The sequence below is a fragment of the Microcoleus sp. B3-D7 genome (assembly GCF_036705305.1).
GTDB lineage: Bacteria > Cyanobacteriota > Cyanobacteriia > Cyanobacteriales > Microcoleaceae > Microcoleus.
Genome location: NZ_JAUBUE010000062.1, coordinates 1 through 22429, shown reverse-complemented (window position 1 = coordinate 22429; position 22429 = coordinate 1). Strand labels below are relative to the sequence as shown.

At 44.1% G+C, this 22429-nt stretch carries 26 protein-coding genes; 14 read left to right on the top strand and 12 right to left on the bottom strand.

The features are described 5' to 3' along the window. The first annotated feature begins 257 nt into the window (after positions 1-257). The 3 genes from QUB25_RS26865 to QUB25_RS26855 all read left to right on the top strand — a co-directional run bounded on the left by QUB25_RS26865 (position 258) and on the right by QUB25_RS26855 (position 1650). Complete coding sequence (locus QUB25_RS26865; protein ID WP_190655560.1) at positions 258-650, top strand: response regulator; 393 nt, start codon at positions 258-260, stop codon at positions 648-650. A gap of 462 nt (positions 651-1112) precedes the next feature. After that, entirely contained in the window at positions 1113-1331 is a 219-nt protein-coding gene (locus tag QUB25_RS26860; RefSeq protein ID WP_190655558.1) for a hypothetical protein, read from the top strand. 196 nt (positions 1332-1527) lie between these two features. Continuing rightward, on the top strand, positions 1528-1650 hold the full coding sequence (locus tag QUB25_RS26855; protein WP_333119747.1) for a hypothetical protein: 123 nt from the start codon (positions 1528-1530) through the stop codon (positions 1648-1650). 190 nt (positions 1651-1840) lie between these two features. Here QUB25_RS26855 and QUB25_RS26850 read toward each other — a convergent pair whose 3' ends face one another. Then, positions 1841-1984 (bottom strand): chlorophyll a/b-binding protein, encoded by a 144-nt coding sequence (locus tag QUB25_RS26850; protein ID WP_015176459.1) that lies wholly within the window; start codon positions 1982-1984, stop codon positions 1841-1843. 673 nt (positions 1985-2657) lie between these two features. Here QUB25_RS26850 and QUB25_RS26845 point away from each other — a divergent pair. The 3 genes from QUB25_RS26845 (at position 2658) to QUB25_RS26835 (ending at position 5117) form a co-directional block, all read left to right on the top strand. Next, entirely contained in the window at positions 2658-3449 is a 792-nt protein-coding gene (locus QUB25_RS26845; protein ID WP_333188088.1) for an NYN domain-containing protein, read from the top strand. Positions 3450-3755: 306 nt separating this feature from the next. Beyond that, on the top strand, positions 3756-4469 hold the full coding sequence (gene rnc, locus QUB25_RS26840) for a ribonuclease III (RefSeq protein ID WP_333188085.1): 714 nt from the start codon (positions 3756-3758) through the stop codon (positions 4467-4469). A gap of 219 nt (positions 4470-4688) precedes the next feature. Beyond that, complete coding sequence (locus QUB25_RS26835) at positions 4689-5117, top strand: DUF1824 family protein (protein ID WP_333188083.1); 429 nt, start codon at positions 4689-4691, stop codon at positions 5115-5117. A gap of 263 nt (positions 5118-5380) precedes the next feature. On the opposite strand, the gene glgA is transcribed toward QUB25_RS26835, so the two are convergent. The 5 genes from glgA to QUB25_RS26810 all read right to left on the bottom strand — a co-directional run bounded on the left by glgA (position 5381) and on the right by QUB25_RS26810 (position 9673). Further along, positions 5381-6808 (bottom strand): glycogen synthase GlgA, encoded by a 1428-nt coding sequence (gene glgA / locus QUB25_RS26830; protein WP_333038719.1) that lies wholly within the window; start codon positions 6806-6808, stop codon positions 5381-5383. A gap of 41 nt (positions 6809-6849) precedes the next feature. Further along, positions 6850-7020: a hypothetical protein gene (locus QUB25_RS26825; RefSeq protein ID WP_333038722.1), complete on the bottom strand. Its 171-nt coding sequence runs from the start codon at positions 7018-7020 to the stop codon at positions 6850-6852. Positions 7021-7228: 208 nt separating this feature from the next. Continuing rightward, positions 7229-8056, bottom strand: coding sequence for a trypsin-like peptidase domain-containing protein (locus QUB25_RS26820; protein ID WP_333188078.1), 828 nt, complete (start codon positions 8054-8056; stop codon positions 7229-7231). A 357-nt stretch (positions 8057-8413) separates the two neighbouring features. Continuing rightward, complete coding sequence (gene hemC, locus QUB25_RS26815) at positions 8414-9385, bottom strand: hydroxymethylbilane synthase (protein ID WP_333188076.1); 972 nt, start codon at positions 9383-9385, stop codon at positions 8414-8416. 48 nt (positions 9386-9433) lie between these two features. Further along, entirely contained in the window at positions 9434-9673 is a 240-nt protein-coding gene (locus tag QUB25_RS26810) for a hypothetical protein (RefSeq protein ID WP_333188075.1), read from the bottom strand. Between the two features lie 240 nt (positions 9674-9913). Between QUB25_RS26810 and QUB25_RS26805 the strand changes: the two genes are divergently transcribed. Next, positions 9914-10369 (top strand): type II toxin-antitoxin system antitoxin SocA domain-containing protein, encoded by a 456-nt coding sequence (locus tag QUB25_RS26805; protein WP_333188073.1) that lies wholly within the window; start codon positions 9914-9916, stop codon positions 10367-10369. Continuing rightward, positions 10370-10810 carry a hypothetical protein gene (locus QUB25_RS26800; RefSeq protein ID WP_333188070.1) on the top strand — a complete coding sequence of 147 codons (441 nt, stop codon included), beginning with the start codon at positions 10370-10372 and terminating at the stop codon, positions 10808-10810. It abuts the gene before it with no gap. A 102-nt stretch (positions 10811-10912) separates the two neighbouring features. Here the strand turns inward: QUB25_RS26800 and QUB25_RS26795 are convergent, their stop codons facing one another. Together QUB25_RS26795 and QUB25_RS26790 are read right to left on the bottom strand one after the other, a co-directional pair. Further along, the gene (locus QUB25_RS26795; RefSeq protein ID WP_333188068.1) at positions 10913-11917 is read right to left on the bottom strand and encodes a hypothetical protein; all 1005 of its coding nucleotides are present in this window, start codon (positions 11915-11917) and stop codon (positions 10913-10915) included. A gap of 147 nt (positions 11918-12064) precedes the next feature. Then, entirely contained in the window at positions 12065-12625 is a 561-nt protein-coding gene (locus QUB25_RS26790) for a hypothetical protein (RefSeq protein ID WP_333188066.1), read from the bottom strand. Between the two features lie 190 nt (positions 12626-12815). On the opposite strand from QUB25_RS26790, the gene QUB25_RS26785 reads away from it, so the two are divergent. From QUB25_RS26785 to QUB25_RS26775, 3 genes are all read left to right on the top strand, one after another. Beyond that, positions 12816-13901, top strand: coding sequence for an RNA ligase (locus QUB25_RS26785; RefSeq protein ID WP_333188063.1), 1086 nt, complete (start codon positions 12816-12818; stop codon positions 13899-13901). A 220-nt stretch (positions 13902-14121) separates the two neighbouring features. Next, a complete protein-coding gene (locus QUB25_RS26780) occupies positions 14122-14970 on the top strand; it encodes a phosphatase domain-containing protein (RefSeq protein WP_333188062.1) in 849 nt (282 codons plus the stop codon). Positions 14971-15062: 92 nt separating this feature from the next. After that, complete coding sequence (locus QUB25_RS26775; protein ID WP_333188059.1) at positions 15063-15653, top strand: Uma2 family endonuclease; 591 nt, start codon at positions 15063-15065, stop codon at positions 15651-15653. Between the two features lie 143 nt (positions 15654-15796). Here the strand turns inward: QUB25_RS26775 and QUB25_RS26770 are convergent, their stop codons facing one another. Together QUB25_RS26770 and QUB25_RS26765 are read right to left on the bottom strand one after the other, a co-directional pair. Beyond that, the gene (locus tag QUB25_RS26770) at positions 15797-17332 is read right to left on the bottom strand and encodes a mercuric reductase (protein ID WP_333188056.1); all 1536 of its coding nucleotides are present in this window, start codon (positions 17330-17332) and stop codon (positions 15797-15799) included. A gap of 16 nt (positions 17333-17348) precedes the next feature. Then, positions 17349-18080 carry a TVP38/TMEM64 family protein gene (locus QUB25_RS26765; protein WP_333188054.1) on the bottom strand — a complete coding sequence of 244 codons (732 nt, stop codon included), beginning with the start codon at positions 18078-18080 and terminating at the stop codon, positions 17349-17351. Between the two features lie 77 nt (positions 18081-18157). On the opposite strand from QUB25_RS26765, the gene QUB25_RS26760 reads away from it, so the two are divergent. Continuing rightward, the gene (locus QUB25_RS26760; RefSeq protein ID WP_333188052.1) at positions 18158-19186 is read left to right on the top strand and encodes an isochorismatase; all 1029 of its coding nucleotides are present in this window, start codon (positions 18158-18160) and stop codon (positions 19184-19186) included. Positions 19187-19356: 170 nt separating this feature from the next. Further along, a complete protein-coding gene (locus QUB25_RS26755) occupies positions 19357-19845 on the top strand; it encodes a hypothetical protein (protein ID WP_333062659.1) in 489 nt (162 codons plus the stop codon). Between the two features lie 42 nt (positions 19846-19887). On the opposite strand, the gene QUB25_RS26750 is transcribed toward QUB25_RS26755, so the two are convergent. Together QUB25_RS26750 and QUB25_RS26745 are read right to left on the bottom strand one after the other, a co-directional pair. After that, positions 19888-20091 (bottom strand): hypothetical protein, encoded by a 204-nt coding sequence (locus QUB25_RS26750; protein WP_333188049.1) that lies wholly within the window; start codon positions 20089-20091, stop codon positions 19888-19890. Beyond that, positions 20081-21103, bottom strand: coding sequence for a cysteine peptidase family C39 domain-containing protein (locus QUB25_RS26745; RefSeq protein WP_333188046.1), 1023 nt, complete (start codon positions 21101-21103; stop codon positions 20081-20083). The genes QUB25_RS26750 and QUB25_RS26745 overlap by 11 nt, the downstream gene beginning before the upstream one ends. Before the next feature lie 433 nt (positions 21104-21536). Here QUB25_RS26745 and QUB25_RS26740 point away from each other — a divergent pair. After that, positions 21537-22429 (top strand): CHASE3 domain-containing protein (locus QUB25_RS26740; protein WP_333188044.1); only part of this gene is annotated, 893 nt, incomplete at its 3' end.

Sequence of the window (22429 nt, the reverse complement as noted above, 5' to 3'; positions counted from 1 at the left end):
AAAAAGCGCGATTTGATGTGGAAAAGCGGCTTTTTTTGGGTGGGATATTTTACAGCAACCGCGCCAGACGGTTAGGATGTTCTTAGTTGAAATCCTGCCGCTCGATGGCAACTTCGGTCTTCCTTGTTCCTTCTTTCTTCAACATCTGCTATACAGTTTTGAAAATTTACTGTAAAGTCTGATCGGCTAAAATAATTTGCTTTACAAAATATTCACATTTCGCCTCTAATCTGTGATCAGTTCTCATTTCTAAAAAAATGTTAATTTTGACTGCCAAGCGCATCTTGGTTATTGACGATGCGGAAGATATTCGGGAAGTAGCTCAAGTCAGTCTTGAACTGGTGGGGGGCTGGGAAGTCCTGACAGCGAGTTCGGGCCGCGAGGGGGTTGCTAAGGCTCTTGCCGAACAGCCTGATGCTATTCTATTGGACGTGATGATGCCCGACCAAGACGGGCCTACTACTTTTCTACAGTTACAAGCTAATAAGGCTACGCAGCACATTCCGGTAATTTTATTGACAGCTAAGGCTCTGGCTGGGGACAGGCGGATGTTCGCGGATTTGGGGGTGGTGAGCGTGATTGCTAAGCCTTTTGAACCGATGTTTTTGGCGGCTCAGGTCGCTGAGGCTTTGGGCTGGGAGCAAGAATAGATCGATCGCGCGCCTTGAATTGTGCAGCTTTTCAAGCAGTAGTTTTGCAGGCAAAGAGAGTTAAAAAAACTTGGTTTCTTTGGTATGGTTCCTTAGATAGAATCGGGGCGATTGGACAGGATATATGTAGCGATTTAGGCCCCGTACCTTTCGTCCTGTCAGCTTAAGACTCAAAACCTCAGTCCGGTATCAGTTTCAACCCTGTCGGTCTTGGGGTGAAATTGATACCAATTAGGGATGCCTAAATCCCTATTGGTAGTGCGTTCATTTAACCTGATTCGGCCTCAACCATGAGCTCAGTATTCCTACTGATTTATCGGGAAAATATAAGCTGGCAGGATTATTTTACTTTTTGTAACAACTCACTCGTCTTCATAAGTTCTTCAGGTTTTAGTTTTATGTTTAAGCAGAACGTCAGGGATCGCTCCTGACTGTTGGCAGACACATTGGGAGAAGACGACTATGCCCTCAGCTTACATTTTGCTACTAATAGTTTCTCTGGCAGCAGTCTGGGTTTATTGGCAAACCTCTCAAGATATTTTTGTTCTTGTGGCTTGGGCCGGGCTGGGTTGTTTTATTTGGGGTTTCTCTTGGGCTCCTTGGAGCGTTCAGCTTTTGATTGTGGTGTTACTGTTGGGCCTCCAAAAGTGCTACTTGCGCGACGCTCAAAGCTGTGAGTGAAAGAGATTTTTTATTTTTGTGCCTGGAATTGAGATGTGCAGGCCTTCGTGAATCTCTCTAATGATTGGGTTATCGCTCCATATCTTCAAAAAAGGTTTAAAATATCATGAATAGTTGCCCTTGTTGCTCCTCTAAATTGCTCCGCCACGCTCGCCACAATCGCGTTTATTGGTTCTGCTCGCACTGCTGGCAGGAAATGCCCGATCTGGCGGAGATGATTTTAGGTAACAGCACGCGGAGTCACAAACGCGACGGTTTGGTGAAGATGGCGACTTTGACTCCTAAATTGAGGATTTTGGATTCTGTAGAAATTGCTTAGTTTGCTGGAGTTAGTCTCGCGATAAATATTGAGACGGAAAAGATTTTTGTTTGTGCTATCTGTGGGATTTTTGGATAAAAAATGCAAAAGCCCCCTCCGTGTGAAGTGAAGGGGACTTATTAGCGGGGGGGCTTTTGCACTTATTATGGGGTTAATCGCCTGAATTTCAGCTATTGTGCAGTTAAGCTGATTACATCAAACCGATTTGAGAGAGAATGCCTTGACCGGTGAGGAATTCGGTAGCTAGACCGATAACGAAGCCCAACATTGCCAAACGGCCGTTCCAGGTTTCAGCAAACTCAGTGAAGCCAACTTTTGCGTCTTTGTTTTCCATGACCAGAAACCTCGTTTAATTTCAACCTTATGTAACTAAACTTAACACAGCAGTACAAAGTTTGCAACATATTTTTACATTTAGAGTTCAAATGCCGGAGATCAGCCACTAATCTAGCGTTAATTAGCAGAGAATGATGGACTATTTACGCTATATATAGCGTTTTTGTGTAATTCTTGTGCAATTAGAGATTAGCAGGGGTATTTGTGTCAGATAAACTCAAAAAATTAAATTAGATTACCCCTTGACATCTAAGAGTTAAAGTGCAAGTATCAAAACAATACAGCTCAGATAGACACCCGCATTCAAAAGCAAAGAGTGTTGGTTAAGTCGTCTCAGCGGTAGGATGTGCAGATTTCGGGTAAGCGTCCTAAAGCCCCGTTGATATAGACATTCAAGTTAATGTCGTTTCAACTGGAATAAATAGGTCAGTTGGCACGACATTTGTTTGAATTTCTATATCAACGGGTTTTTAGGACGCCTGTCCGAAATCTGCATATCCTATCGCTGAGACGCTAACCAAGCAAGTACACACTAAATTAATAGTGTGTAAGTCAAGAGTTTTGTTAAATGGGAAATGTCCCTCTTGAGCAAACTCAAAAACAATACTTCTTTGGTTAGATGCTTAATTTATTGATGCTGTCCTGCAAACCTAGTTTTAGGGCACAGAAAAATGACGAACCATCATTCAATCATTGGCAAACCAACCAAGCAGTTGCAGCCTGTAGTTTCTATTTACATCGATCTTCAGAACGCAAAGTCAATTAAACATCTAGGTAGTCTATTGCTAGAATTTGCCAAATTTCAGGGGAGCTTGATTGACGCCAAAGTCTACTACAATTCACTTTGTGCCGATCAAGTCTCTGCAAAAGACCAGCTACAAAGCCTTCGTTTTAAATGTATCGATGTTCCCTGTCCTCTAAAAAATAGTGCCGATAATCAATTGATGGTTGACTGTCTTGATGATATTTACAGCAATCGGCCTCCCGATACAGTTATCCTTGTATCAGGAGATGGGGACTTTGTAAACTTGGTTCGCAATTTAAAAGATCGGGGTAAAAAAGTTATAGGCTTTGCTGAGCCAGGTAGTCTCAAACAAAAGCTGAAAGAAATTGTAGGTAGTGACTTCCACTTTCTGGATGAATTGCCTAGCTTGGTAGCGCCCAAGACTCCGCAGCAAATAGAAAATGTTCAGTGTCATATCACTTGCAATGAGGCGATCGAGTACATGATTGCTGCTATCAAAACAGCATCAAAAAAAGATAAGCGCACATTGTTTAGCTGCATTGATAGTGTAATGCGTAACCTTTTCCCCAAATATCAGGGGGTAACTTCTGTTTGCCAACATCAGGGAAAAACATTTTCACGCTTTAGCGAGTTAGTTGATGCTGCTGTAAAGGATGGAAAAATCCGATGTCAGGATCAGCAATTGTTTGTAATAGAAGCAGACAGATTATCTGCATAAAGTTGCACAGTCCGCCAGGGAATAAATTCCCTGTCTAATAGCTAAAGTCGGTTAAAACCGACTGACAGTTAAAAAATACAATCTTCAGTCCCCTTAAGAGGACTTTAGCTATGAGCCAGGGGTTTTAACCCCTGGCGGGCTAACGGTAAAAGCGCCATATCTCTGTTAAAATTTACCCCCGCCGCAGATAGCAAAAATCCAGTTTATTTGATAAACTAGATTCTCGAAACCTACCGCTATCTGCGGCTCTTTCATGTCCACATAATAACACCCAACTCCAAAAACAATAACCACTACAAAACCCCTATGCCATTAACTAATCCAACACAAGAGATAGAAATAACCATTCCCGAATTCAAAAATGAAAAACTGCTGCGCCAAGCGCTCACCCACCGTTCCTACGTCAACGAAAACCCCACATTCCACGAAGAAGACAACGAACGCTTAGAATTTCTCGGCGATGCTTTGCTGACTTTTCTCAGCGGCGAATATCTCTATCAGCGTCATCCAGAAATGGGAGAAGACCAACTGACTCGTCGGCGTTCTGCATTAGTAGATGAAAAACAATTAGCTAGATTTGCTACTGAAATAGGTTTAGACTTAAAAATGCGGCTGGGAAAAGGAGCTTATCGAGAAGGTGGGATTACTAATCCAAATTTGCTCAGCAGCACTTTTGAAGCATTTATTGGCGCTTACTATCTCGATACACAAGATATGGACAAAGTTAGCCAGTTTGTGTGGCAAATGTTTGATTCTGTTCCCGAAAATGTGGTCGAAACTCGATCGACTGTAGACTCGAAAAATCGCTTTCAAGAATGGGTACAAGCCAACGGTGACACGACTCCCCCTAAATACGTGACAGTTCAAGCAGGAGGTACACCCCACAAGCCGGAATTTCTCGCTAAAGTTTATGTCGCAGAGAAACTCTATGGAGAAGGTAAAGGCAAAAGCAAAAAAGATGCGGAGAAAAATGCGGCCGAAGATGCGCTAGCCAAGCTGAAAAAACGCGGACTGATCTAAACTTGAAAACATCCGTCAAAACTACTAGCTTTTTTGTGCGATACGGGCGTTAGCGAAGCCCTCGAAGACGATCGCCCAAATTGATTGCCAGAGCACACAATCGGCTATAATCAGGACTTGTGCAAGTGTTACCGCCGTCGATTGAGGGTTGCAATGGCAGAAATTCGTTGATGAGTGCCCGATTGTCGATCGTAATTTTGGGAAATATCAGAGCAATTCATGTCTACTCACAACCCCACTACCCTAACTGTTGAAGAAGCACAGCAAATCCTCAAAGATTTCACTTGTCTGGATATGCAATCTGTAGCATCGCCGCTGGAAAAAAAGGCACTCCGTCAAGCGATTTTGCTGGTAGCAAGTTTGTCGGATTATCAAATGTTGGGAGTGTGCGCTTCTTCGACGGATGAGGGGTTTTTAGCTTTAGAAGCTTATTTAAAAGCTTTGGGATATCAAACTGTTTTAGATCCCAATGCTGTCTCGACTTTTGCTGGTTCGGTTTATATTAAGTTCAATACTTTGAAGGGGTCGTATTATGTTGACGGCTATCCCGGAACTTACCGGGGCGTTTTGATTTCTTGTCAATCTTCCTCAGAAGATGGAGTTAGTGGAACTTACGGTCATTTACCTCTCGATTTATTTGTTGATTAATTGTTCAGTAGTCAGTAGTCAGTAGTCAGTAGTCAGTAGTTAGTAGTCAGTAATCAGTAGTCAGTAGTCAGTAGATCGATTAAATTGAATCAAAAACCGACTGAAAGCATCCAGGATACAAGCCACCGGACTCATCCGTGGAGTCAATGCTTCAATCTAAAATCTAAAATCGATTGACTGATGCACCTTACTAAGCTGTAGGGTGCGTCAGCCAGCCCTTCGATTCAGTTGAATCAAACACCGACTGACGCACCTTACTAAAATTAACCCTTACCAACGATCAATTCTGCCTCTGGTGCCGGTGCGGTTTCTTCCGGCGGCAGTCCCAAAATATCGCTGTACAAGTTGACGTATTTCCGGGCCGAAATATCCCAGCTAAAATCTTCTCTCATGCCGCGCTGTTGCAGTTCTCTCCACTTATCTTTGTAGCGGAAACCTTCCCAAGTTCTGATCATGCAGGTGAACAAGTCGAGGGGTTCGTAGCGATCGAAACAGTAACCTGTACCAGTATTGTCGATCGGGTTGTTGTGGGAAACGGTATCGACTAAACCGCCGGTGCGGCGAACCATTGGCACGCACCCGTAGCGGAGGGCGAGCATTTGGCTGATGCCGCAGGGCTCGAAACGGCTGGGCATCAGGAAGCTGTCGCAGCCTGCGTAAACGCGCCGGGAGAGAGCCTCGTTGTAAAGTAGTTGGGTGGACATCCTACCGGGATAGCGGGCTGTCATTTGCCAGAGTTGCGTTTCGTAGTAGCGATCGCCCGTTCCGAGTACAATAAATTGAGCATCGGTATAGGCCATGAACAGATCGAGCATTTGAATTATCAAATCCAATCCCTTCTGTTCTACCAGCCTTGTCACCATGCCGATCAAAAAGGCATTTTTATTTACTTCCAAACCGACTTCTTCTTGCAGCGCAATTTTATTAGCGGGGCGCTTTTCAATAGTATCAGCACTAAATTGTTGATGGAGGTACTTGTCAGTTGCTGGATTGTAAGATTCTGTATCAATTCCATTCAGAATGCCCGATACTTTACCGCCGAGGTAAGAGAGCAAACCTTCCAAAGTTTCCCCATAAGCTGGCGTTTTGATTTGCTCGGCGTAAGTCGGTGAAACTGTATTTACTCGATCGGCAAACTGTACTGCGGCAGCCATTGTATTGTGACCTTGCATATACCAAGGACACCAAGTCATCTGCTCCAAACGCCAGCGCCATGGCCCTTGATAAGCTAAATTGTGAATAGTAAAAACCGTGCTGATATCGGGGTCTTGGCTCATCCAAACAGGTATCATCCCCGTATGCCAGTCGTGACAGTGGATAATTTGGGGCTTCCAATGATTCCAGGCAAATTCAGCCGCAGCATTGGCAAAGAAAGTGAACCTCCAATCTTCATCTACACCGCCGTAAACGCGGCGCGGCAAGAAAGATGGATGTTGTAATAAGTATAAAGGTACATCGGTTCCCGGCAAAACAGTTTCAAACACCGAGAAGCTTTGGAACATGGCAGACCCATCCCAAACAGGTTTTTTGGGAACGTCCATTTTGTCGGGGACGAAACCGTAGTAGGGCATGAAGATGCGGACATCGTGGCCCATGCGCCGCAGAAATTTCGGCAAAGCGCCGACGACATCGCCCATACCGCCCACTTTGGCGAGGGGTGATGCTTCGGCGGATACAAATAAAATACGCATTATTTTTTTGTGTTCCTTGAGATTGTTAGTCTAGATTAAGTTTAAAGGGCGAGCGGCACAATATTAACGCGCCTGCCAAAAACAAGTATAAATCTCAGTTGCTGTAGCGATCGCAGTTTACTCAAGAAGGCGATCGCCCTTTTTCCATCTGCGTCGCTGTGCGGTGAAAAAAATAGCGATCGCCGGGACTCCCCTCCCGCGACAATTTTCACGTTCTAATCAAATTTATATGTCACTTTCTGAATAACGGTAAACATAAAAAATGGTATGCTGTTTGAGATTTTTTACGCATTAGTAAAACTGAAGGCAAAGGCATCAGTAATGTAATTCAGTATGTAATTAAGGAAATAGCGATCGCCTTTTCCATCCCCTCTCATAAAAAGGGCGATCGCCCGAATGACATATTACATAAACTCCCGACTAATTCTGAGAATTTTCCTCAAAAGTCTCCTCAAATCCCGCTAGAAAATCATCCAAAGCTTCAGAGGCGATCGCCAAATTAATATTATCAGCATCTTCCCATCCCCACGTGTTCACCCCAACCACTTGACCGGCCATATTAATCAGTGGGCCGCCGGAATTTCCAGGATTAATCGCCGCATCAGTTTGCAACACCTTCACCTCACCCACATCATCTTCGTCGTCATCACCTTCTTCATATTCCTCGGGTTCGCGAATTGCACTCACAATACCTTGAGTTACAGTTGAAGCAAACTGCCCCAAAGGATTGCCGACGGCAATTACTCTATCTCCCACTTTCACATCAAAAGACAACTCTAGGGGAGGATATTCTTGGGGAGAGTCCACTTGTTCCCCTGTGTTCGGGTCGAAGGTAAAATCGCTAATTAAGAGTAATGCTAAATCTTCTTCAGCATTACCAGTAAACACCACCTCGGCCAATCTCAATTTTCCGTCGTGAGTTTCGACTAAAACCTGTTCGATTTCATCTTCTTCATAGAAGTAATCTTGATCCGCAATATCTTCTATAACGTGATAGTTCGTGACAATTATGTCCGGCGATACAAAGAACCCGCTTCCAGAAGAAATCTCTTCTTCTGTATCCCAATCCATGACGTAAATTGACACTACCGACGGCAAGACTTGCTCGACTACTTCCGACAAATTTCCTGGTTGAGTTTTGAACTCTTTCAATTGCTTCTGCAAAGCTTGTTGGTCGGTCTGCATTTTGCTATACAGTTGCTGAACCTTGTTCAATTCCAGCTTTAATTGAATTTCTCTAGCGCTCATATTGGGCTTTTACCTGAAATAAATTGCTGATTAATTTTGGGTGTTTGATTGTAGATTGTGGATGGGTAGGTTAAGAATTATAAGACTTACGAAAAAAAACCGGTTTTTACCATAAATCTTGGGCTATACAGCGAGACTTACATCAGAAACCGGGTTGCTTAACACCCGTGCGGAGCGTCCTAAATTAGTCAGATATTTTTGAAATCTATCGCGCAAGTCCTACTTAAAATCCCATCAAAAATCTACAATCAGACTGCTACTCTACCTGTTTTGCCAAAGCAAACCGCCTGTTATTTTTATTTTACCAAAGGCGATATATCGCGTCTAAAAGCCTTGACAAAGAGATGCCGATCGCCTTTAGGAACCGCGCTGAACTTGGACAAATATTTCCTCCAAAATTTCACTAGCTCCCTGTTTGCGCAAGCGGTGAGCGAGGTCAATTCCGATCATTTCAGCAGTCTCGGCGGCGCCGGAAACGCTATCTTTGACGAATCGCTGGCCGTCGAGACTCGATACCATTCCGGTTAAGGTTAATTGACCGTTTTCTATTTTGGTATTGACGCCGATCGGCACTTGACAGCCACCTTCTAATTCCCGCAGAAATGCGCGTTCTGCATAACATCTTTGGGCCGTTTCCGAGTGTTCGAGAGCTTTAATCAGGGCCATGATTTCTGTATCTCCAGCGCGGCATTCGATGCCCAAAGCACCTTGTCCGACGGCGTGAAGGGAGATATCAGCAGGGATAATTTGGTGGATGCGATCGCCCATTCCCAATCTTTCGAGGCCGGCAACTGCTAAAATAATCGCGTCGTAACCGCCCTCATCTAATTTAGCGAGTCTAGTATTGAGATTGCCGCGAATATCTTTAAATTCAAAATGAGGGAAATGATGCCGAAGTTGAGCCAGCCGCCGCAGGGAAGAAGTGCCGATTACGGAACCTTCTGGGAGAGTGTCGAGTTGCTTGTCTTTGTGCTTGGAGTGAACTACCAGGGCGTCAGCGGGATTTTCCCGTTCGGTGACGCATCCTAAAATTAAACCTTCGGGCAAATTGGTAGGCAAATCTTTGAGGGAATGAACGGCAAAGTCCGTTTCATTGTTAATCATCCCCGTTTCTAATTCTTTAGTGAAAAGTCCTTTATCGCCAATTTTAGCGAGGGCGACATCAAGAATTATGTCCCCTTGGGTTGACATGGTGTGGACTTCAAAAGTGTGTTCCGGGAAGTGTTTCTGTAGCTGTTCTTGCACCCAGTGGGTTTGCACGAGAGCGAGTTGGCTTTTGCGGGAACCGATGCGAACGGTTCGGGAAGGGGCAGATGTGGTTGGGGACATAAGATCGATCGGAGGATAGCTTGAAATCAGCCAATATATTCACCTGATCTAGCGTACCGCAGGTGGGGACTTTAATTGCTGGTTGGGATAATTCGGGCGATAAAATAGAAATACCAGGTTTTGACCGCCTGTGTGAAAAAAGGATGCAACGGTAGGCAAGCTCCAAACCTTTACATAATAGGCCATTGCCAATCTAAAATCTAAAATCGCATGACCGCCAGTAGCCGTAAGCCTTGATGATGTTTCCCATCCAGCATTGGGCGTCGCTTGCACGGGGGCGATCGACATTCCGAAGCAAAGGCTGCCGGCGATGTAAGATTTACCTAGGGTCGAGCCGGATGAACCTGGTTGACATGAGGAGTTAGCTTAGCTGCAGCGAGAAAGAATTAGCTCAAAGGTTGCGAGATTTGGAGAGAGAAATGTAGTGGCGAGGGGAAAAGGGCGATCGTAATTGCGATCGTACTTCTAAAGCCACCAAATAGCTTAGCATCAAAAGTGAATTTGTCAAATTACTCAAATCCTAAAACTATGAAAAGTGCTCTTGATGTAGCTCGTTACTTTTTAGGCCGTGTCGAGCGAGAAGCAGGCGATACCATTTCTGGGCTGAAACTGCAAAAGCTCGTGTATTATGCACAAGCTTGGAGTTTAGTCTTTAGAAACCAGCCACTATTTCATCAAGATATTGAAGCTTGGGTTTCCGGCCCAGTTGTCCGCGATGTTTGGGATGAGTACAAAGCTTACAAATATAGCGATATTCCAGCTCCCGATAATTTTGAAGAAGAATTTGAGGAAGATGAAATCGAGGTTCTCGAAGAAGTTTGGAATGCTTATGGAGAATTAAGTGCTAAACATCTTGCAGAATTGACGCAATCAGAGACACCTTGGCTCAACGCCCGCAAGGGATTAGAACCTGCGGAAACATCAACTAAAATCATCTCCCGCGAGAATATGAAATCCTGCTATGCACCTTTGGTGGAGGCGTAGGTGGGAAAAAAAAGTCACATACCAAAGCCATCTCAAAAAAAGCAACAAAGTAGAATTCCAGAGCAGGCAACTCAGTTAAATCGACCAAGCAGTACAGATGATGAGCATCCTAGCTTCAGATTTACCTATGCAGATAAAAATCGTTGGCTTTTGTCTGACTGGACATCATCAGAAATCAATGACCTAATTGAAGGACTAAATAAAATTGAGAAATATACTTGGGGTCAAATCAAAGGTCACGGCTCAAAAAAACGAGGTGAATCAGTGGGAACTGGTTATAAGTTGATTAACATTCATCCGACTTTGCCGGACAATATTCCTGAAGATGAGAGGTTATCCGAAATGCGAATTGATGAGAAAAAACGGATATTTGGGTTTCGCGTTCAGTCTGTTTACTACATCATTGGGTTTGACCGCGACCATTCAGTTTGTCCAGAATAAAGTTTATGAGAAGTGAAAAAGGTCGATTCCCTACCCTGTGGGAACGCAGGCGCGTTCGGGATAGCTTCGCTGGCGCGTACCTTTTCCATTTCTCACCAAAATTTACCGTTGCCCTGCTTGAAGTGCAGAATTTGCTATCTGGACAACTTCTTGCTGCCGTGCGTTTTTCCTTGTGACTCGGTACAGCACCCCCAGCCTTTGCCACTCAACAAAAGCAGTGCAGTAAGCACCGCAATTATTGAAATAAATCCCCCTGAACCCGCCCGCCAATTCAACGCTTCTGTAAGTATCCTGCGGCAATCGCGAAGGAGGCGAAAACGGTTCATTTCTTTTAGCTTCGATTGTGCCGAAATAACAGGCTCCCGCGCGGCATCCTTTGCCTAAATACATTCCCACAATGTAACCGTGGGAACCTGCTTGCACATCAAAATCAAGTTGCTGAATGTCAGATAAAGGAAGTCTACTCGGAAGAAAAACAGGCACTCGCGTTTTGCCTTTGATTTGTCTAAAGATGTTACTCGCAGGAAAACGACTGTTAGCTTGGTTTGCACCTGAGTGATCGGAGATTGGGGGCAACTTTTGCACAAAAGTCCTCCACTGCACAACTCTATTTTTAGCAATGTTAAAAGTGGGAATTGAGTATTTTTCTAGCGCAAAAGAAGGCCGACCGTTTGTCAGGTTGAAGTTGCGGCGAATCACGGTAATTTCGGGTTTTCCTAAGCCGTAAGCTGTTGCTATGGAACGGGCGAGACTGCAGCTAATTTTGAAGCGTCCCATCTCAATACTGCCATTTTCCGCTTGATAAGACCAATTGTAACCCTCAGAAGCACGATCGCGATCGCACAGAAAATGAGAAATCTCAAACATCTTGGCAATATGAACATCGTACAACCGCAACTTGCGGCTGCCGGCAGATTTTGCAGTGTTGCGATCTGGCACAATAAATTGTATCGGTTGCCAGCTATCTTCAGGGGAATAATTAAACCAGCGGATTTCTGTAATAGGGAGTTCAGTCCTTGCTAACGCTGAGTTTGGTGTCAAAGGTGCTATCGTAAAAGCAGTCACCACACAAGCAAAAATCGCCGCAAATAGCCATCTTCCCCTCATCCTGATTTCCCCCTAAGTAGGTCAGCGCAAAAAAAACAATAGCATCTTGTAAGGGGCGAGTGCGAGTTAAGATATATCATACAATAACGGTAAGGTGCGCCCTTACGCACCCTACATATAGAAGTTGTGCCTCCCCGACTGCTAAACTTAACGCTTCCCAGCTTGAATAGCAGAATTTCCTATTAAAATTAAATCAGATTCTCGTCCGTTCTTAATGGCGACGGTATACATAAAACCCTGAGTTTTCCACTGAAGAGTTGCTGTGCAGTAAGCCCCGCAACCGTTATGAAAAACTCCTTTCACTCCGCCCGCAAGCTTGACATTTTTTAACGTCTTAGTTACCCCTTCTAGTTTTGTAGTAAACTCCCCGCCTTTTTGACCTTGAATTGACCCAAAAGTGCAAACAGTCGTACCGCCGCAATCGGGTTTATACTCGATTGAAATACTATAGCTGTTTGCTTGTGCTGTAGTTGGATAGTACATTTTTTGCGAAACCGGAATCCTGCTGGGAATAAAAATAGGCACTTGCGTTTTGCCTTTTAACTTTCGCAAAATTTCATTTGCCGGAAACGCAGTGCCTCCTTGAGCAATTTGTGTTGTTCCCGATTGTCGCTGCGACAATTGCGAAGATCCAAAAACAACCGAGGGAGGTACTAAAGCCGTCAATACACAAGCAGAAGTAGCCAAAAGTAATAATTTATTCTTCACGGTCTTTTTCCTTAATATTCCAATAGTTTAGTTGGGCGGCGAACCGCATTCACTTATGTACAACCATAATTCAAAATACCAAATTAACACTTGCTTTTCCGGGAAAAATGTTTTTTGACTATCTTGACAAGGTTGCCAGAAGATGAAGTCATCTATAATATAGAGAAGGCGAGCAATTTAGGAGTCGATCGTGGAACTGCAAGAGTATTTGCGCCAGCACGGATTGGAAACTTTGTCCGAAACTTATCATATCAAAGTTACCCGCCACCGCCAATATCCCGATTTAGTCTGTCTGAAATACTCGCAGATAGAATCTCCCCTGGGCGAAAAGATAGTCCAGCAGTGCCGAGGCATTATTTTAGATTCATCTCAAGATTGGCAGATAGTTTCTTATCCCTACAACAAATTTTTTAATTACGGAGAAATTCACGCCGCTGCAATTGATTGGAGAAATGCCAAAGTTTATGAAAAACTAGACGGTTCTCTGACTGTACTGTATTTTTACAAAGGAGAATGGAGAGTGCAATCTAGCGGCACTCCCGACGCCGCCGGCGAAGTTAATGGTTTTGGGTTCAGCTTTGCGGAACTTTTTTGGAAAGTCTGGGAAGAATTGGGATATCAATTGCCACAAGAAACCGACCAGTGTTTTATCTTTGAGTTAATGACGCCTTACAATAGAATAGTTGTCCAGCAACAAAACAATCAAATCGTGCTGCACGGGGTTCGCAACACTCAAACGCTGGTAGAAACAGACCCGAGTCTTTGGGCCAATAAATATGGCTGGGAATTGGTCGCATCCTATCCTTTAACTAGCTGGAAAGAAGTTATCGAAGCGGCTCAATATTTAGATCCGATGGATTCGGAAGGGTATATTATCTGCGATGCTAACTTCAACAGAGTTAAAGTTAAGTCTCCGCAGTATGTGGCGATTTCCCATCTGCGCGAAGGGTTTTCGACTCGCCGCCTGATAGAAATTGTTTTAACTAATGAAGGAGAAGAGTTTTTAGCTTATTTTCCTGAGTGGAGTGAGTTGTATCAAAAAGTTAAGGACAAATATCAATCTTTGGTTGAAGAAATCGAGGAAGCTTACCGACAGCACGAACATATCGAAGTTCAGAAAGATTTTGCATTAGCTGTGAAACATTTGCCGTATTCCGGGATTTTGTTTTCTTTGCGGGCCCGAAGAGTTGCGGGAGTGAAAGAAGCTCTCCGTGATGTTACGATCCATAAAATAGAGGAGCTATTGGGGTTAGATTACATCCATCTAGGATTGTAGTAACGACTGCAGTCGTTTCTTGAATGAGGACTAAAATCCTCACTACGAACGAAGATTAACATTATATTTATGTGACCGAATAAAGAAGTAAATGCACCTAATTAAACCTAAGATACAGATGGGTAAAAAGCTTGCTGTATGAGCATTCTTCCTTCTTCCTGAAATCCGTTACATCCGTTACAGAATCCGTTGCCGAACTTCCTTTTTCCTTCTACTTACCATGAAAAGAGTTATTGTACTTGTTGGTTTACCTGCTTCGGGAAAATCTCAATTTGCTAGGGAATTACTGCTGTCGGAACCTGCAAAGTGGGTGCGTAGCAATAAAGATTTGCTCAGAGAAATGGCTCACGCTTCTCATTGGTCGCCGGCGAATGAAAAGTTTATTGTGAAGTTGAGAGATACGATTATTTTGATGGCTTTGGAAAGTGGCAAACACGTCATTGTTGATGATACTAATTTTGGTCCTCACATCGAGCATATCAAGGAGTTAGTTAAAGGTAAAGCTGTTGTGGAAGTTAATGATTCTTTTCTCCAAGTTCCGGTAGAGGAATGTATTAAACGGGATTTAAAAAGACTTAATTCGGTGGGCAAAGATGTAATTATGAAGATGTACAATAAGTACGTGCGTGTTCCCGTTGCGCCGCCGGAATATAACCCGGATTTGCCGGATGCAATTATTGTTGATATGGACGGCACGCTGGCACTTCTCAATGGCAGAAATCCTTTTGATGCTTCGACGTGCGATCGCGATTTGCCCAATCAGCCCGTCTTAGATACCGTTCGCAAGTGGCAGTCCAGCGTTAATATCATTGTAGTGTCGGGCCGGACGGATGATTGTCAGCCTCAAACTGAAAAATGGTTGCAGCAGTACGAGGTTAATTATGCCAGTCTTTATATGCGGAAAACCGGAGATATGAGGAAGGATTCGATTATTAAAGAGGAGTTCTATCGGCGACATATTGAAGGGAAATATAATGTTAAGTTTGTGTTGGACGATCGCCAACAAGTTGTTGATATGTGGCGGTCGTTCGGATTGACGGTATTCCAAGTAGATGAAGGGGATTTTTAAGGCAGGGTTTGTTTGCGCGGGCGATCGCAACTTCCAACCATTGTCCTACCCCTAATGCTAGAATCAAAGTAACATTGCAAACATATTTTGTTATGATAGCCATTCCCGAAGCGCCCCAAAAAATGACCGTTGAGGAATATCTCGAATGGGAAGCTCAACAAGAGATTCGCCACGAATATGTCAACGGCGAAGTTTTTGCCATGACGGGCAGTACAATTCCTCATAACGATCTTGCACTTAACTTTTACACTGCATTGCGCCCACATCTGCGTTCCAGAGGCTGTCGAATCAACGTGTCAGATGTGAAATTGCAAGTCAGTTCTCAAAGCCGTTACTACTACCCCGATGTGATCGTCAGTTGCGACCCTCAAGACCTCAATTCCCGCACATTCATTCAGAATCCTAAAATAATTGTCGAAGTTCTTTCACCCAGTACAAGTGCTAAAGATAGGGATGAAAAATTTACTTGTTACCTGAAAATTCCGACTTTGCAAGAGTATATCTTAATTGATTCGCAAAAGATTTTTGTTGAGCGTTACTGTCGGGGAGAGGGGAGAATGTGGCTTTACTATTCTTACACTGCTGGAGAGATTGTAACTTTATCAAGTATTGGGTTTGATTTGCCGATCGCACTTTTGTATGAAGGTGTTGGATTGGAAACAGAAACAGAAGCAGAAGGATAAAAACACACCTAATTTTGCAGCTTTTTTATGAACAGGCAAGATGCCTGTTCCACAGAGAGTGAATTTTATTTTGTGGTGGGCTTCGACGCCGCCCATAAAAGCCGATAATGAACAGGCAAGATGCCTGTTCCACAATTATTTACTTATCGCGTCCAAGCCAGCCAGCGGTTAAACAAATTTTTCACAAACGGCGTCAAACGAGTGCGATTGTAAGCATCTCCTGCTTTCCGAATTGCATCAGCTTGTGTCGGATACGGGTGAATTGTGCTAGCAATTTTTCCTAAACCAATATTGTTAACCATTGCTAAAGTAATTTCGCTAATCATATCCCCAGCGTGTCGCGCAACAATAGTTGCACCTAATATTTTATCGCTGCCTTTCTTGACGTGAATTTTTACAAATCCTTCCTCTTCGCCGTCAATAATTGCCCGATCGACTTGACTGAAAGGAATCAAAAATGTATCGATATCAATGCCTTTTTCCTTAGCCTCGTGTTCCCCAATTCCGACGCGCGCAATTTCCGGGTTTGTGTAAGTACACCAAGGTATCGTCAAAGCGCTGAGCTTTTTGCGTCCGAAAAATAGAGTGTTTTGAATCACCATTCTCGCGGCAAAATCAGCAGCGTGAGTAAATTTATGTTTCATGCAAATATCGCCGGCGGCATAAATGCGGGGATTAGTAGTTTGCAACTTGTCGTTGACAAATACGCCTGTTTGTGTATCGTATTCGACGCCGATCGCCTCCAGATTTAATCCTTCCACGTTGGGCGATCGCCCTGTACTCACAATAATTTCATCTACTGTTACCGATGCTTCCTTACCTTGAGATTTATAATAAATTACTTTGCCTGCATTTGTTTTCTCAACGCGCTCTACTGTGGATTCTAGTATTAGTTGAATTTCTTCGCGTACAAAAGCCTGCTGCACGATTTTAGCAGCATCCGCATCTTCTTTGTCTAAAATCTGAGCATTTTTGTGCAGCAATACGACTTCCGAGCCCAGCCGCCGGAATGCTTGAGCCAATTCGCAGCCGATCGGCCCTGCGCCAATTACGGCCAAACGTTGAGGTCTTTCTGTCAGGTTAAAGACAGTTTCATTTGTCAGATATCCAGTTTCCTGCAAGCCGGGAATTTGCGGTTGTAGCGCCCTTGCCCCTGTGGCAATTACTGCTTTTTTAAAGCGGAGAGTTTGACCTGCAACTTCTACTGTATTATTGCTAGTAAAACGACCCGAACCTAAAAAAACATCAACTCCTAATTTGTACTGGTAGCGTTCAACAGAATCAACATCGCTGATTCCCGCCCTGATGCGGCGCAGCCGTTCCATCACAGCGGCAAAATCCACTTCAACACTGTCAGAAACATTAACACCAAATTTATTTGCTTCCCAGATATCGCCGACAGTGCGAGACGATCGAATTAAAGATTTTGAAGGCACGCAACCGACATTCAAACAGTCGCCGCCCATTAAATGTTTTTCAATCAAAGCAACTTTCGCGCCCAAACCTGCGGCACCGGCAGCCACAATTAACCCGGCGGGGCCAGCACCAATTACTACTAAATTATAACTGCTAGCGGGCTGCGGATTTACCCAATCTGGCGGATGCAAATAGGAGACTAATTTCTGGTTGTGTTCGTCCATCGGGGGGACAGTTACGCGATCGACTTTTGACTCCGGCATTCGCAAATCCTCCTAATTAAATACTTTCTTCCAAAGCTTTGCTGGCTATCCTAGTGAGAAAAAAAGTTACAGCAACAGTAGCCAGAAAACCCAGGATATTGAGCGACCATTTTGCTGCTTCTGTTTGGGGATTTGTTGGCTGACATATCGCGCCTATCGCCGCAATATTCCCCACCAAAGAACCGGAGTAAACGTACATAATTGTACCCGGTATCATGCCAAAGGAACCCAGCACGTAATCTTTCAAAGAAACCTGAGTAATTCCCAAAGCGTAATTCAATAAATTGAAAGGAAATAAAGGACAAAGACGAGTTAAAAAAACTATTTTTAATCCTTGTTGGGAAACTGCGCGATCGAGAGCTTTAAACTTGGGGTGAGATTCCATATATTTTACCACGGGATCGCGGCACAAATACCGCCCGATCGCAAAAGCAAATACAGCACCTAAAATGGACGCCGCAAATACGTAAACTGAACCCCACCACAAACCAAAAATCGCCCCCCCTCCCAGCGTCAGTACCGAACCCGGTAAAAACAGCACAGTAGCCAAGTTATAAGTAGCTACAAAAGCCACCGGCCCCCACCACCCTAACTCCTCGATCCGCATTAACAGAGTTCTCAAAACATCTTGAACGTAGGCAGATCTAGTTGCTACAATCAAGAGAGCCAGCCAAATTGCGATCGAAAAAAACAACACTATGCGTTTAAATTTTACCCTAGCATAATCTTGGATTCGTTCTTTTGCCATGATTCACCCGCAAAGATTTATCAGCATTATACTCCAAACTTAAATTATTACTGTAAACTAGCCTAAAAGCGATTGTCATGACACCAAAAGCCCAACTTCCAATTCCCGAACATTTTGACCCCAAAAAAGTAGGCGAAGTCTGGCGAGTCCCCTACCGAGAACGAGCCGCCCAAGCGAAAGATTGGGCAAGTCAGCACAGCATTCAGCCAGCATCCAGCGACAAAAACCGCATTTGTTTGCTGATAATTGATGCCCAAAATACCTTTTGTTTGCCCGAATTTGAACTATTTGTTGGCGGGCGTTCCGGTAGCGGCGCAGTTGATGACAACCTGCGGCTGTGCGAATTTATTTACCGCAATTTAAATGCAATTACAACCATTGCGCCGACAATGGACACCCACACCGCCCTGCAAATTTTTCATCCAATCTTTTGGATCGACGAAGCAGGCGAGCACCCCCTACCAGCCGCCACTTCTATTACACTCGAAGATGTCCAAAAAGGCATTTGGAAAGTCAATCCCGCCATCGCCCACAGCATCAGCGGGGCTAATTTCTCAGCACTGGAAAAACAGGCTGGCCACTACGTCAAAAAACTCAGCGACGATGGGAAATATCCCCTGACAATTTGGCCCTATCACTCGATGCTGGGTGGCATCGGACACGCCCTGGTTTCTGCGGTGGAAGAAGCAGTATTTTTTCATACTATAGCCCGCAACAGCCAAGCACTTTTTGAAATCAAAGGCGGGAATCCACTGACAGAAAACTATTCGGTTTTGCGGCCGGAAGTTTTAGATGGATTCGACGGCAATCCGATTGCGGAAAAGAATGCTAAGTTTATTGATAAATTACTCGATTTTGATGCAGTAATTATGGCCGGACAAGCCAAAAGTCACTGCGTTGCTTGGACAATTGATGATTTGTTAACGGAAATTTTGGCGCGAGATCCGAATTTGGCAAAGAAGGTTTATTTGCTGGAAGATTGCACTTCGCCTGTGGTTGTTCCGGGTGTTGTTGATTTTACGGAACAAGCAGATGCAGCTTATCAAAAATTTGCGGCGGCGGGAATGAATATTGTTCAATCTACTCAGTTAATTCTGGGCGATTAAAGACGCTTGTTTTCTGTTGGGTTTTTCAGTGCCAAAAAAGTATACATTATCAATCCTAGGCGATAATTTTTGTTTGCTTGGCACTCTGCTGCGATCGCATTTAACTGATTACTTATGATATCATATCCGATAAATCACTTCCGAGAGAAGCGTAGTTAAGGAGTTTCCCGATGACTGAAAGCGAAATTTATAGTGTTGTTTTGTTTCGGGATGCGAGTGTGCAAGCAATTTCAAAACTCTCTGTGGGCATCGCCACGACTATTCTGAGCACAGTTGTCACTGCAACCCAAGCCTACGCAGTTCCCGTAACCTACGATTTCACCATCACTGTTACCAAAGGCGGTTTAGCGGGCAATTCATTCAACGGTTCTTTCAGCTACGATGATGCCAAATTGAAGGGAACGGGAGTGGAAGAATTGGGAATTACTGACGGATTAACGACCTGCCTAAATTACCTTGGACGCACTTATCGCGAAACCGATGATACCAGTTATCCTACCTTTCCCACACTCAGATTTGAGGATGGCAAGATCACGCAACTAAACTTTTGGATTCAGCCGAATCAGCGAGTTAATTGGTGGAATTTACCTGGATGGGAAGTAAAGCTGTCTGAGCCTAAAATGGGCGATTCAACTGTTCCCAATTGTCAAAAACGGTGAGGCGTAGCCAAGGTGCGATCGACGGTAAAAATATAGGAGGAATTAGATGCAACTGCCTACGGTTACGGTAATTTCATGCAGCCACACTACCAAGGTGCGATCGTCGATCATCTGCTGCGGCGATCGAATTTTTGCGATCACTATCAACGAATGACTCAAAGATTGTTTGAAAAAACCGCATGATTCCTCTTCCCTGTCGGTCAAGAGTTCCTCTGCGGTTGACGATTTTCCATAACTATTTCCCATCCAGTCTGGGGACTTCTTGCAAAAAACTGCCGCTCAACATTAATTCAGTCATCCGGTCTAACTTACCGCTGACTTTTAATTTTTTATCAGTTTGAAAGCGCTCGATATTTGCTTTTAAATCGCCGCTATTATATCCTAATTTACTCAAATAGTCCATAGCTTGTTTGTCACTTAACCAGATATCCGCAGAACGAAAAATCGGCACGTATTCCTCCCGCCAAATCTGGGCAAAAGTTGCCCTATCTAAATAGAAAATCCTGCCCCGCGCCGGGTCTCCAATTGCAGCAATACTGTCATTCATTCCCAGCAAAGCCACCGCGTGCGGTAGCTTCCGAGAGCCGTCAAACAGCCAAACTGCTAGCACTCCGGGGCGATTAATTTGCTGAATTTGCTCCCAAGTCGGCGCCAGTTCGATCGCATTTACGCCCAAAGCTCTTGCTGCTATAATTAACTGCGGCATCGAAGTTCCCAAGCGACTCGTCCGCGCAAAACGCGCTACACTCGATTCCGTCGCATCGATTCCCCAACGCCTTAACACTGTTGCTAGGGCCGCCGGCGCGCAACTGCTGTTAGATGTTTGCCGAAATACACCGTTGGGCTGCAAATTATCTATTAAATCCGCGTAAATTGGCGCCATAAAATAGTTTTCAGCGCCTGTAAATCCTCCCAATCCCAGCAAGCAAATTAAAATTACTGCGATTACTTGGGGTCGCGCTGTCAACCAACTTATACTAAACCCAATACCGCAGACTCCCATCAGCATCACTCTGAGCAAAGTCCAAGTAACTCGCATCCCGTGAAAGCGCCACTCGATCGGCAAAACAGGCATTTGAGGTATATTTAGAGCCAGTAGCAGCAAAGCAATATAAAAACCCAAAAACAGCAGGGCGATCGAATTTCTGCCCTTAAACAAATCATTAGCCGTCACTCCAGATCGAACTAACACCCGCCCGAACCGCATTCCCCTGACAAACAGCACCGAACCCAGCACCAACGTCACCACTATTTCCATGAACTCAAAATTGTGTTGCTTAACTAGGTTGTAACATTTATGCGCTCGACTTGAACCCCAATCAAAAGTGGGAAAGAGGAAGAGTGAGAGAGAGGAAGAGTGGGGGAGAGAATTTGATGATGTTTGGGTTTCGTTCCTGAATTTATCGCTACAATCGAATAAACAGGATTTATCCAAAATCGGAGCAGGTAAAACAACCCTTAATTCTCAAGCCTTTGACCTGCATAGCTTGCTCTATATTAAGTTTTTCAGGTTTTTCTTGATGAGTCTGAGTCAATGGTTGAGAATGAGATAATTCCGCTACCTAACCCAACAGGAGATATTGCCATGTTTGCCAACTTAAAGCTGAGAAACCGGAGGCGACTCGGATATGCAGTTCCCATTGCTTTGAAGGGGATTAATTTGTTTTTTTTAAAGACAGGAAAAATTTAAGATGATTAACTTCAAAGCCACCAAATTAAGAGATCGTATTCTGTGGGGATATTCCCTACCAATTTTGCTTTCAGTTGGAGCAGCTACTTTGGTTTTTTTTAATGCTAAAGAAGTAGAAGGAAAAGCAAAAATTCTCAATAATTCTAATGCTATTGTTATAGGTTTAAAAGATCTTGAGCTGGGATTTTCAGGTATGCAGAAAGCGGCTCGCGGCTATTTTTTGGCACAAGAGAGTGATTTTTTAACTGAATACAATGAACAGGTAAACAGCTTTGACTACTTCTATCAAGATTTACTTAAGCGGGTTCAAAACCCGAAGCAGCTCCAGCGGCTAGATGAAATGAATGTATTACAAGATCAGATAGACCAAGGCTATAGACAAGCCTTTTCTTTGGTTGATCAAGGTAAGCGAGACGATGGACTTAACTTGTGGAAGACACAAATTGTACCAAAGCTTCGTCAGGTTGATGCTATAGCTAAGGAGTTTCAAAGCACCCAGGAACAAATTTTGGCTGACAGAGAAAAAGAGCAAATTCAAGCTTTGCAGTTCCTGACTACAGTCGTGATTTTAAGCACTGCTTTAGCTGCACTTACGGCAATTGCGATCGCTCTGTGGATTGCTTCAGGCATTGCAAAGACAATGAATCAGTCAGTCAATATGATTGTTAGTTCTTCCACAGAGATTGCGGCCACAGTTGAACAACAGGAACGCACAGCCGCACAGCAATCGAGCTCTGTAAATCAAACTACAATCACAATGGATGAGTTGGGCGCGGCTTCCCAACAATCAGCCCAGCAAGCCCAAGCGGGTGCGGAATCTGCACGGCAAGCTTTAAAGATCACTGAAAAGGGAACCCTAGCAGTGGAGCAAACACTGGAATCGATGATAATATT

Excerpts from the sequence above, each read along its gene's own strand:
- QUB25_RS26850 (WP_015176459.1), bottom strand. The coding sequence starts at position 1,984 with ATGGAAAACAAAGACGCAAAAGTTGGCTTCACTGAGTTTGCTGAAACC.
- QUB25_RS26855 (WP_333119747.1), top strand. The coding sequence starts at position 1,528 with ATGCCCGATCTGGCGGAGATGATTTTAGGTAACAGCACGCGGAGTCAC.
- QUB25_RS26845 (WP_333188088.1), top strand. The coding sequence starts at position 2,658 with ATGACGAACCATCATTCAATCATTGGCAAACCAACCAAGCAGTTGCAG.
- QUB25_RS26760 (WP_333188052.1), top strand. The coding sequence starts at position 18,158 with ATGACACCAAAAGCCCAACTTCCAATTCCCGAACATTTTGACCCCAAA.
- glgA (WP_333038719.1), bottom strand. The coding sequence starts at position 6,808 with ATGCGTATTTTATTTGTATCCGCCGAAGCATCACCCCTCGCCAAAGTG.
- QUB25_RS26750 (WP_333188049.1), bottom strand. The coding sequence starts at position 20,091 with ATGGGAAATAGTTATGGAAAATCGTCAACCGCAGAGGAACTCTTGACC.
- QUB25_RS26765 (WP_333188054.1), bottom strand. The coding sequence starts at position 18,080 with ATGGCAAAAGAACGAATCCAAGATTATGCTAGGGTAAAATTTAAACGC.
- QUB25_RS26775 (WP_333188059.1), top strand. The coding sequence starts at position 15,063 with ATGATAGCCATTCCCGAAGCGCCCCAAAAAATGACCGTTGAGGAATAT.
- rnc (WP_333188085.1), top strand. The coding sequence starts at position 3,756 with ATGCCATTAACTAATCCAACACAAGAGATAGAAATAACCATTCCCGAA.
- QUB25_RS26860 (WP_190655558.1), top strand. The coding sequence starts at position 1,113 with ATGCCCTCAGCTTACATTTTGCTACTAATAGTTTCTCTGGCAGCAGTC.
- hemC (WP_333188076.1), bottom strand. The coding sequence starts at position 9,385 with ATGTCCCCAACCACATCTGCCCCTTCCCGAACCGTTCGCATCGGTTCC.
- QUB25_RS26745 (WP_333188046.1), bottom strand. The coding sequence starts at position 21,103 with ATGGAAATAGTGGTGACGTTGGTGCTGGGTTCGGTGCTGTTTGTCAGG.
- QUB25_RS26865 (WP_190655560.1), top strand. The coding sequence starts at position 258 with ATGTTAATTTTGACTGCCAAGCGCATCTTGGTTATTGACGATGCGGAA.
- QUB25_RS26770 (WP_333188056.1), bottom strand. The coding sequence starts at position 17,332 with ATGCCGGAGTCAAAAGTCGATCGCGTAACTGTCCCCCCGATGGACGAA.
- QUB25_RS26780 (WP_333188062.1), top strand. The coding sequence starts at position 14,122 with ATGAAAAGAGTTATTGTACTTGTTGGTTTACCTGCTTCGGGAAAATCT.
- QUB25_RS26755 (WP_333062659.1), top strand. The coding sequence starts at position 19,357 with ATGACTGAAAGCGAAATTTATAGTGTTGTTTTGTTTCGGGATGCGAGT.
- QUB25_RS26795 (WP_333188068.1), bottom strand. The coding sequence starts at position 11,917 with ATGAGGGGAAGATGGCTATTTGCGGCGATTTTTGCTTGTGTGGTGACT.
- QUB25_RS26820 (WP_333188078.1), bottom strand. The coding sequence starts at position 8,056 with ATGAGCGCTAGAGAAATTCAATTAAAGCTGGAATTGAACAAGGTTCAG.
- QUB25_RS26835 (WP_333188083.1), top strand. The coding sequence starts at position 4,689 with ATGTCTACTCACAACCCCACTACCCTAACTGTTGAAGAAGCACAGCAA.
- QUB25_RS26810 (WP_333188075.1), bottom strand. The coding sequence starts at position 9,673 with ATGTCGATCGCCCCCGTGCAAGCGACGCCCAATGCTGGATGGGAAACA.
- QUB25_RS26805 (WP_333188073.1), top strand. The coding sequence starts at position 9,914 with ATGAAAAGTGCTCTTGATGTAGCTCGTTACTTTTTAGGCCGTGTCGAG.